This window comes from Streptomyces acidicola (assembly GCF_009377235.1).
Taxonomy (GTDB): domain Bacteria; phylum Actinomycetota; class Actinomycetes; order Streptomycetales; family Streptomycetaceae; genus Streptomyces; species Streptomyces acidicola.
Map to the genome: position 1 here is coordinate 51,755 of NZ_VMNX01000021.1, position 10,051 is coordinate 61,805.

General features: G+C 70.7%; 8 protein-coding genes. 2 read left to right on the forward strand and 6 right to left on the reverse strand.

Annotation, left to right across the window (positions count from 1 at the left end; all coding sequences use genetic code 11):
- The first annotated feature begins 91 nt into the window (after nt 1-91).
- Together FPZ41_RS09245 and FPZ41_RS09250 are read left to right on the forward strand one after the other, a co-directional pair.
- Complete coding sequence (locus tag FPZ41_RS09245; protein WP_322620004.1) at nt 92-964, forward strand: 3-hydroxybutyryl-CoA dehydrogenase; 873 nt, start codon at nt 92-94, stop codon at nt 962-964.
- Nucleotides 965-1,239: 275 nt separating this feature from the next.
- A complete protein-coding gene (locus FPZ41_RS09250; RefSeq protein ID WP_322620005.1) occupies nt 1,240-1,497 on the forward strand; it encodes a hypothetical protein in 258 nt (85 codons plus the stop codon).
- A 21-nt stretch (nt 1,498-1,518) separates the two neighbouring features.
- Here FPZ41_RS09250 and FPZ41_RS09255 read toward each other — a convergent pair whose 3' ends face one another.
- The 6 genes from FPZ41_RS09255 to FPZ41_RS09285 all read right to left on the reverse strand — a co-directional run.
- Nucleotides 1,519-2,064 carry an NUDIX domain-containing protein gene (locus FPZ41_RS09255; protein ID WP_131567693.1) on the reverse strand — a complete coding sequence of 182 codons (546 nt, stop codon included), beginning with the start codon at nt 2,062-2,064 and terminating at the stop codon, nt 1,519-1,521.
- A gap of 176 nt (nt 2,065-2,240) precedes the next feature.
- Nucleotides 2,241-3,581 carry a transcriptional regulator gene (locus FPZ41_RS09260; protein ID WP_131567695.1) on the reverse strand — a complete coding sequence of 447 codons (1,341 nt, stop codon included), beginning with the start codon at nt 3,579-3,581 and terminating at the stop codon, nt 2,241-2,243.
- A gap of 563 nt (nt 3,582-4,144) precedes the next feature.
- Nucleotides 4,145-6,667: a phenylalanine--tRNA ligase subunit beta gene (gene pheT / locus FPZ41_RS09270; RefSeq protein WP_152860888.1), complete on the reverse strand. Its 2,523-nt coding sequence runs from the start codon at nt 6,665-6,667 to the stop codon at nt 4,145-4,147.
- A complete protein-coding gene (pheS, locus tag FPZ41_RS09275) occupies nt 6,667-7,812 on the reverse strand; it encodes a phenylalanine--tRNA ligase subunit alpha (protein ID WP_152860891.1) in 1,146 nt (381 codons plus the stop codon). Before pheS ends, pheT begins: the two co-directional genes overlap by 1 nt.
- Before the next feature lie 146 nt (nt 7,813-7,958).
- Nucleotides 7,959-9,104: a sensor histidine kinase gene (locus FPZ41_RS09280; protein WP_152860893.1), complete on the reverse strand. Its 1,146-nt coding sequence runs from the start codon at nt 9,102-9,104 to the stop codon at nt 7,959-7,961.
- Between the two features lie 92 nt (nt 9,105-9,196).
- Nucleotides 9,197-10,051, reverse strand: an 855-nt coding sequence (locus FPZ41_RS09285; RefSeq protein ID WP_228022616.1) for a TrmH family RNA methyltransferase, incomplete at its 5' end; no start/stop codon positions are given.

Consider the following 10,051-nt stretch of genomic DNA (forward strand, 5'->3'; position numbering starts at 1 on the left):
TCAGTAGCCGCCGAAGGTAACGTGCGGGTTTGGCACAAGCCCTGCTCCTCGGGTTTGCTGCGATGATCCGCATGCTGGCGAAAGGGACGATGTGACCGACAGTTGGGTAGATATCGCACGAGTCGGAGTCGTGGGCTGCGGCCAGATGGGTGCGGGCATCGCCGAGGTGTGCGCCCGCGCGGGACTGGACGTGAAGGTCGCCGAGACCACCGGCGAGGCCCTGGAGATCGGCCGAACCCGGCTGTTCAACTCCCTGTCCAAGGCTGCCGAGCGAGGCAAGATCACCGAGGAGGAGCTGGCGGCGACGCAGGCGCGGCTCGGCTTCACCACCGACCTCGGCGAGTTCGCGGACCGCGACCTGGTGATCGAGGCCGTCGTCGAGAACGAGCAGGTGAAGACCGAGATCTTCCAGGTGCTCGACCAGGTGGTGACCCGTCCGGACGCGATCCTCGCCTCCAACACCTCGTCCATCCCGCTGGTGAGGCTGGCCGTCGCCACCTCCCGGCCGGATCAGGTCGTCGGCATCCACTTCTTCAACCCGGCACCCGTGCAGCAGCTGGTCGAGCTGATCCCCGCGCTCACCACCTCCGAGGGCACTCTGAGCCGGGCCCAGCTCTTCACCGAGAAGGTGCTGGGCAAGCACGCGATCCGCGCCCAGGACCGGTCCGGCTTCGTGGTCAACGCGCTGCTGATCCCGTATCTGCTCTCCGCGATCCGGATGTTCGAGTCGGGCATCGCCAGCCGCGAGGACATCGACAACGGCATGGAGATGGGCTGCGCCCACCCGATGGGCCCGCTGAAGCTGTCCGACCTGATCGGCCTGGACACGGTGGCCTCGGTCGCCCACTCGATGTACGAGGAGTACAAGGAGCCGCTGTACGCCGCTCCCCCGCTGCTCCAGCGCATGGTCGACGCGGGCCGGCTCGGCCGGAAGTCGGGGTCGGGCTTCTACACCTACGCGTGATGACGCGTCAGCCTGATCTCCGGGCCAGATACCCGGCCTGACCTCTCGGCCTGACCTCTCGGCCTGATGTCAGGTCAACATGATTACTTTCCGTAGAACTTGAGATCTCCGTGGGCCCGGCACCGAGAATAGGTGCCGGGCCCACCGATTTCACACACCGTGTGCGCGCCGGGCACGCATATGCCCTTCGCACACGCTCCCCACGCGCCCACCAGGCGAGTTGACTGCTCGTGCGCGCGCAAGTGATGAGACGACTACAGAAAGGAGTGGAAGTCGTGGCCACCGACCCCGAACATCCCGTGGTCCACGGTGAACTCGCAGAGTTACGCCGCCGCCTCGACGTGGCGCATGCCCGCGTGGAGGGAGGGATCACCCTGCTCAGTCACCAAACCGAGCAGACCGCCAAGGAGGTCGACGACCTGAGCGCACGGATCGTCGCCCTGGAGCACACCCGCTGGCCGCTGCCCACGGTGGCGGCGCTCACGGCCACGGGCGCGCTCGTCGTGACGATCTGGCAGGCTGTCGGCCGCTGACTCGCCGGACGCCGTGGGGGATCAGGGCAAGGCGTCCTGTCCGAGCCTCAGGTGATGCAGGAGGAGCAGCGCGGCCGCCATGTTGGCGGCCGGGACCTCGCCGCGGGCGACCATGTCGGGAACGAGCTTGAGGGGAACCCACTCCCGGCGGTCGGACTCGAAGTCGTCCACGGGGTGGCCGACATAGGTGCCCTCGTCGGCCCAGTAGATGTGGTGCCGGGCGTCGGTGAGCCCGTTGGAGGGCTCGACGCTCATCAGGTGACGCAGAGGTCCCGGCCGCCAGCCGGTCTCCTCCTCCAGTTCGCGGGCCGCGGCCTCGGCGATGTCCTCGCCGTCCTCGACCACACCCGCGGCGAGCTCCCATCCCCAGCTGTCGGTGATGAAGCGGTGCCGCCACAGCAGCAGCACCTCGCTCGCCTCGTTCACCACCGTCGCCACGGCCACGGGCCGCAGCCGGATCAGGAAGTGATCGAGGTGCCGCCCGTCAGGCAGCTCCACATCTGCGAGATTGACGCTGAACCAGCGATTTTCATAGACAGTTTGTTCGTTCTGTTTCGTCCACTGCACGGTTCTGCCACCTTCCGCCGAGTAAGTGGCAATATCGCAGCAGGAGAAGCCTGACAGCAGGCGTACGGTGAGCGCATGGCGGCCTGCTCGCGGCACAGCGGAGCGCGCGCCGTGTTCGCGTACGTTCCGGGCTCGGACGCGCCGAGGGCTCGGTCTTCCTCGGCACGGCCTCCACGCTAGAGCGGTACGCGCAGTGCCCCGTCGATGAGTTCGGCGGCCTCGGCCGTGCCCGCGCGGCCGCTGCGCGCCAGGTGCTCGCGCACCGCCCGCAGTCTGTCGCGCAGCCGCTGTGACTCCATCCCTCTCGCCGTCTCGGCCATTTCGACGGCGGTCGCGACCGCCTTGTCGGCGTTGCCCTGTCGCAGCTCGATCTGGCTGAGCATGGCGAGCCGGTGGACGCGCCCCCGGTCGTGCGCCGGCGTGCCCACCGCGGCGGTGGCATGCTCGGCGGCGGCCGTCAGGTCGCCGAGGCTGAGCAGGGCCTCCGCCACCTGCACGTTGACCAGGCCGGGCTGGACATAGCCGGTCTCGGCCGGCTCGTACCCGCGCCGGATGCGCTCGGCGGCCTGCTCGGCACGCCGGATGCAGGACAGCGCGCTCGTGCCGTCGCCGAGGTGCGCGTACGCCTTGGCCTGCATCGCGTACAGGTCCGAGGCGAGCGCCGGTGTGATGTGCTTGCCCGCGGCGCGCAGCGCGGCCTCCGCGAAGGCGACCGCCTGCCGGTACTCCTTCATGAACAGCGCCTGGTTCACGAGCAGCGCTATCACATACGCGCCGAGCCCCCGGTCCCCGCTGGCCTTCGCGAGCCGCAGCGCCTGGTGGAAGTAGCGCTGGGCGAGTCCATGGGCGTCGGAGTCGTATGCGCAGATACCCGCGACGGCCACCAACCCGCCCGTGGCACGGTGGAGTTGACGCCCCGTGGCATCGGTGTAGCTGCCCCGCAACAGCGGCGCGGCCTCGGCGTTGAGGAAGCCGACGATACGAGTACGCGTCGCGATGCCGCCCGCCTTGCGGTACATCTGCTCGTAGTGGGTGCGGGCCGCGCGCAGCATCTCGATGTCGGCCATGCTGACCTGCTGCCGGCCGCCGCGCGAGACGTCCACGTCCTCGGGCGGGTTCTCCCACTCCCACACAGGCATCACAGCGGGGGTTCCGGTGACGGCCGGGGCGCCGAGGATGTGCGGGCGCTGCTGTTCGTCGGAGCGCCACAGCGCGGTGGCACGCTCCACGAAGCCGGAGAGCGACGAACTGTGGGAACTGACCGGCTCTCCGGGGATGCCGAGGCCGATGTCGTCGAGGGTGACGGTGCGGTGCAGCCGGGCGGCGAGCACCTCGCAGATCAGGTCGGGCACCTGTCCGCGCGGGCGCTGGCCCTTCAACCACCGTGCCACCGCGGTGTGTTCGTACCTGAGTGCGAGACCGCGTGCCCGCCCTGCCTGGTTCACGTGTGCGGCGAGGCCCGCGTGGGAGACCCCGGCCTCGTCGAGGATCGAGTCGAGCAGCGTGTTGGGCTGCATGGGTGCCCTCCGGTGGCTCGGTACCGGCCGCTCAGCAGCGTAACGCTTTCCCGTTCACACGGGGTGTGAAGCGAGTGCTCGCATCCGGGCTGTGTGCGCGCTGTCGCGGAGAGTTTCGGACCGGTTGACTGAAATGCCTCGAAAGAGGCCGACCGGGCCGCCGGCTCCCCCCTCATACAGTGCGGTGGCCCGTATCGACGCCGTCCGCCCAGCTGCCTGCCCGAACTCCGTGGCGGGGCGGACGGCGTGCCGGCGTTGGCGCTCCGCGGACATGCCGAGTGACTACATGTGAGGGCGCGCATCTCGCCGTCGCGCCGGATCTCCAGCAGCCGTACCGTCACGAACTCCTCGGCGGCCGGGCTGTTGGAGTCCGGTCCCACGATGGTCCGCTCGCGCAGGTGCCGGGCGAGGGCTCGCTCCAACCGCCGTAGAAGGGCGCACAGGAGCGCCCCGTCAGGGGCGCGGGACAGTGCCACATCCGGCTCCGCCGCGGGTGCGCGACCAGTCACGACACACCCGCGGCCGACAAACGACCCGCAGTCCCCCGGCACTGCCCGCGTCGCTCACCCTCTGAGCACGGCTCCCGTTCGCTCGCCCGCGAGGGCAACCGCAGCGTCGCGGGCCGCGGACGCCTCGTCCACGGTCAGCGTCCGATCCCCGGCCCTGAAGCGGAGCGCATACGCCAGGGACTTCCGCCCCTGGCCGAGCTGCTCGGCGTTCTCGTAGACGTCGAACAGCCGGATGGACTCCAGCAGTTCACCGGCGCCCTCGTGCAGCGCGGCCTCGACCTCCGCCGCCGGCACGGACTCGTCGACGACCAGGGCGACGTCCTGCGTGGCGACCGGGAACGTGGAGATGCCCGGCGCCTGCGGGGTGCCGTCGCCCGCCAGCTCCAGGGCGTCCAGGTCGAGCTCCATCGCCGAGGTGCGCGCGGGCAGGCCCAGAGCCTTCACCACGCGCGGGTGCAGCTCGCCCGCGTGACCGACGACCCGCTCGGTGCCGTCGACGATGATCACCAGCTCGGCGCAGCGGCCGGGGTGCCACGGCCCGTACTGGCCCTTGCGGACGATCAGCTCGGCGCCGGTCTCCCGGGCGACGGTCCGGGCGGCCTCAACCGCGTCGGCCCAGTCGGCCGGACGGCCCTTGCCCCACCAGCCGGCCTGCTCGCGGGCGCCCGCGAGGACGGCGGCGACGTGACGCGGCTGCTCGGGCAGCGCGGCACCCAGCGACGCGATCTCATCGTCGGTCGGGCGCCGGTCGACGGGCAGCGCTGCGGCAACGTGCTGCTCCGCGCGCGGGAGGAAGACCAGGTCGGTCTCGAACAGGGCCAGGTCGTGCGAGCCCCGCCCGTCGTTGCGCCGCAGCGCGCCGAGCAGGCCCGGCAGCAGCGACGTCCGCAGCGCCGGCTCCTCGTCGTTCAGCGGGTTGACGAGCTTGACGACGCGTCGGGCCGGGTCGTCGGCGTCCAGGCCGAGCTGGTCGAAGACCTGCTCGCTGATGAACGGGTAGTTCGGCGCCTCGACGTACCCGGCACCGGCCAGGGCCCGGCCGACGCGGCGGTGCAGCCGCTGCCGGTGGGTCAGCCCGCGGCCCGAGGGCAGCCTGGGCAGCGTGGAGGGCAGGTTCTCGTAGCCCTCCAGGCGGATGACCTCTTCGGCCAGGTCGTTCGGGTCGGTGAGGTCGGGCCGCCAGGACGGCACGGTGACGATCAGCTCGTCCTGCCCGTACACGTCGCAGCCGACGTCCTGAAGGCGGCGTACGACGGTCTCGCGGCCGTAGACGACGCCCGCGACCTTGTCCGGGTGGTCGGCCGGGATCGTGATCGTGCGCGGCGCGGACGGCGCGACGACCTCGGTGACACCGGCGTCCGCGGTGCCGCCCGCGAGCAGCACCAGCAGGTCGACCGTGCGCTGGGCGGCGGCGGCCGCTGCCAGCGGGTCGACGCCACGCTCGAAGCGACGGGACGCCTCGGAGGACAGCTTGTGGCGTCGGGCGGTGCGGGCGATCGAGACCTGGTCGAAGTGGGCGGCCTCGATGACGACCTCGGTGGAGGCGTTCTCCCCGTTCTCGGTGGCATCGTGGTCGGCGATCTCGGTGTTGGCGCCGCCCATGACGCCCGCGAGCCCGATGGGGCCGCGCTCGTCGGTGATCACCAGATCCTCGGCGTGCAGGGTGCGTACGACGCCGTCGAGGGTGGTGAGCTTCTCGCCCTCCTCGGCCCGGCGCACACCGATCGTGCCCTGGACCAGGGTGCGGTCGTAGGCGTGCAGCGGCTGACCGAGCTCCATCATCACGTAGTTGGTGATGTCGACGGCGAGCGAGATCGGGCGCATGCCGACCTTCTGCAGACGGCGCTTGAGCCAGATCGGGGAGCGTGCCTCCGGGTCGAGTCCGGTGACGGTGCGGGCGGTGAAGCGGCCGCAGCCGGCGGGGTCGGAGACCTCGACGGGGTAGCCGAACGCGTTCGGTCCCGGCACGTCGAGCAGCGCCGGGTCGCGCAGCGGCAGACCGTAGGCGGTGGCGGTCTCACGGGCCACACCGCGGATGGAGAGGCAGTAGCCGCGGTCGGGGGTGACGGCGATGTCGAGGACCTCGTCGACCAGTTCGAGGAGCTCGACGGCGTCCCTGCCGACCTCGGTCTCCGGCGGCAGCACGATGATGCCCTTGGTGCCGTCGTCGCCCATGCCGAGCTCGTCACTGGAGCAGATCATGCCGTGCGAGTTCCGGCCGTACGTCTTGCGGGCGGAGATCGCGAAGCCGCCGGGCAGCACGGCGCCCGGGAGGACCACAACGACCTTGTCGCCGACGGCGAAGTTGCGGGCGCCGCAGACGATCTCCTGAGGCTCGCCGGTGCCGTTGGCCTGGCCGACGTCGACGGTGCAGAAGCGGATCGGCTTCTTGAAGCCCTCCAGCTCCTCGATGGTCAGCACCTGACCGACGACGAGCGGCCCCTTGAGGTCGGCGCCGAGCTGCTCGACGGTCTCGACCTCCAGACCGGCCGAAATGAGCTTGGCCTGGACGTCACGGCCGGTTTCGGTCGCCGGCAGGTCGACGTACTCCCGCAGCCAGGAAAGCGGGACCCGCATCAGATCTCCATCCCGAACGGCCGGGTGAACCGGATGTCACCCTCGACCATGTCTCGCATGTCTTCGACGTTGTGGCGGAACATCAGCATCCGTTCGATGCCGAACCCGAAGGCGAATCCGCTGTACTTCTGGGGGTCGACCCCGCAGGCGGTGAGCACCCGGGGGTTGACCATTCCGCAGCCGCCGAGCTCGATCCAGCCCTCGCTGGAGCAGGTGCGGCAGGGCCGGTCCGGGTTGCCGACGGACTCGCCCTTGCAGACGTAGCAGAGCATGTCCATTTCGGCGGACGGCTCGGTGAACGGGAAGAAGTTCGGCCGCAGCCGCGTCTTCATGCCCTCGCCGAACAGCGACTGGACCATGTGGTCGAGGGTGCCCTTGAGGTCGGCCATCGTCAGGCCCTCGTCCACGGCGAGCAGCTCGACCTGGTTGAAGACGGGGGTGTGCGTGGCGTCCAGCTCGTCGGTGCGGTACACACGGCCGGGGCAGATCACGTAGACCGGCAGCTCCCGGTCCAGCAGGGAGCGGATCTGCACGGGCGAGGTGTGGGTGCGCAGCACGACGCCGGACTCGGTGGTGCCGGACCCCGCGGCGGAGCCGCTATTGGGCGCAGTCTGCACGAAGAAGGTGTCGGCCTCGCCGCGGGCCGGGTGGTCCGGGCCGATGTTCAGCGCATCGAAGTTGAACCACTCGGACTCGACCTGCGGGCCCTCGGCGACCTCGTAGCCCATGGCCACGAAGATGTCCTCGATGCGCTCGGACAGCGTGGTCAGCGGGTGGCGGGCGCCTGCCGGTACCCGGTCGTAGGGCAGTGTGACGTCCACCGCCTCCTCGACCAGCACACGGGCGTCCCGCTCGGCCTCCAGCTCGACCTGGCGGGCGGCGAGGCCCTTGTTGACGGCCCCACGGGCCTGGCCGACCAGCTTGCCGGCGGCGGCCTTGGCCTGCGGGGGCAGGGCGCCGATCTCGCGGTTGGCGAGGGCCAGCGGCGAGGTGCCGCCGGTGTGGGCGACCTTGGCCTCCTGGAGCGCGTCGAGGGAGTCCGCGGCGGCGAAGGCGGCGAGCGCCTCGTCCCGCATGCGCTCGATCTCTTCCGGTTTCAACGCCTCGACCTCGACAGGGTCGTACGACTTATTGGGTGCCGACATCTCTTCCCGTGCTTCCGATTGGCTGGCTGATGTGCCCCGTCTTCGACCTGGAGACGATTCGTCTCTGGTAGTGGACGCAAAGGTGCCAAAGGCCGAGTCTAACGGGGTTGAGGTGTGTGAATGCGCCCGTGGGGCCTCGGTCGGCGTTACTGCAGATACGCCGGGGTGCCCACGGGCAGCGTAAATCGGAACTCGGCGCCGCCGCCGGGGGCCCGGCCGACCGTGATGGTGCCGCCGTGGGCTTCGACGATGCCCTTGACGATGTAGAGCCCGAGGCCTGTGCCCCCGCGCTTGCTGCCCCGCCAGAAGCGGGTGAAGACGCGGTTCATGGACTCCTCCGGGATGCCGGGCCCCTCGTCGCTCACCGTGACCGACGTAGCCGTGTTCTCGCCGTCTTCCCCTTCCCGGGGGGACGCCGAGGGCTGGACGTCAATCGTGACGGTTCCCTCGCCGTGGCGCACCGCATTTTCCAACAGGTTGCTGAGCACCTGGTCGATCTTGTCGGGGTCGGCCCAGAGGTCGGGCAACGGCTGCTGGATGCGCAGCAGGAACCGGTCGGCGGGCTGACCTGCGGCGACGTATGCCTGGATGTGCCGTCCGACGGCGGCACCGATGTCGACGGGCTGGCGGCGCACTTCGAGCCGCCCGGAGTCGATGCGCGAGATGTCGAGGAGTTCGGCGATGAGCCGCGTCACGCGATTGGCATCGGCGTCGACGGTCTCCAGCATCAGCTTCTTCTGGTCGTCCGTGAACCGTTCCCACTTGGCGAGCAGGGTGGCGGTGAAGCCTTTGACGGAGGTGAGCGGCGAGCGCAGTTCATGGGCCACCGTGGCGATCAGCTCGGCGTGGCTGCGCTCGGTACGGCGACGGGCCTCGGTGTCACGGAGCGAGACGACGACGCGGCGGACGGGCCCGGTGGGTGCGGTACGGACGTAGCGTGCCGAGACGAGCACTTCCCGGCCCCCGGGCAGCAACAGGTTCCGCTCGGGCTGCCCGACCCTGATGGCGAGCCCGCCGTACGGATCGGTCAGCTGCCACCAGCGGCGGCCCTCCAGGTCCTCTAATGGAAGGACCACCTCGAGGCGGCGTCCGATGGCGTCTTCGGCGGGGACGGCGGTGATCCGGGCGGCAGCGGCGTTGAAGCAGACGACACGACCGTGTTCGTCGGCGACGACAAGGCCGTCCGGGAGGTCGTCGGGGTCGATGCCGAGCTCGGCGAGTTCACCGTGCCGGGCCGCGGCATTGGCGCGCACGTCCCGCGCACCCGGTGCCCTGCTCGTGCCGACACTCATCCCCGAACCCCACCTCTCGTCTTGCATGGGGGTCCCCCCTGCTTCGAGCGCAGCCGAGAGCCCGGGGAGAGGGCCCCGAGCCCGCCACCCTACTAGCCGAGCGTGACGGAACGGCACCCGCCGGAGGCGCGCTGTGCACGGGCGGACGCGTAGAGACATACGGCGGCGGCGGTCGCGAGGTTCAGGCTTTCGGCCATTCCGTGGATGGGAACGCGCACGACGGCGTCGGCCAGCGCACGCGTCTCCTCGGGAAGCCCCCACGCCTCGTTGCCGAACACCCAGGCGGTGGGCCCGCCCATCGTCCCCTTGTCCAGTTCGTCGTCGAGGTCGTCGTCCCCTGCCCCGTCAGCGGCGAGAACACGCACACCGACACCCTTGAGCCCGGCCACGGCCTCCTCGACGGGCACGCCGACGGCGACGGGCAGATGGAAGAGGGAGCCCACGGAGGCCCGCACGGTCTTGGGGTTGTACAGATCGACGGAGGCGTCGGTGAGGACGACCGCCTCGGCCCCGGCCGCGTCGGCGCATCGCAGTACGGTGCCGGCGTTTCCGGGGTCCCGTACGTGCGCGAGCACGGCGACGAGCTTGGGGCGGGCCTTGAGCACGTCCTCGAAGGGCGTGTCGAGGAACCGGCACACCCCCACCAGCCCCTGCGGGGTCACCGTGGTGGAGATGTCGGCGATCACGTCCTCGGACGCGAGGTGCACCCGGGCTCCGGCTGTGCGGGCCTCGCCCACGATGTCGGCGTAGCGCTCCGCGGCCTCGACGGTGACGAACACCTCGACGAGCGCGGGCGTCCCGTCGACCCGGTGCCCGGCCGCCTCCCGCACGGCCTGCGGCCCCTCAGCGAGGAACAGCCGCTCCTTGCCTCGGAAGTTCCGCTTGGCGAGCCGCCGAGCGGCGGACACACGAGCGGAGCGCGGGGAGATCAGCTCGGGGGCGGGGGG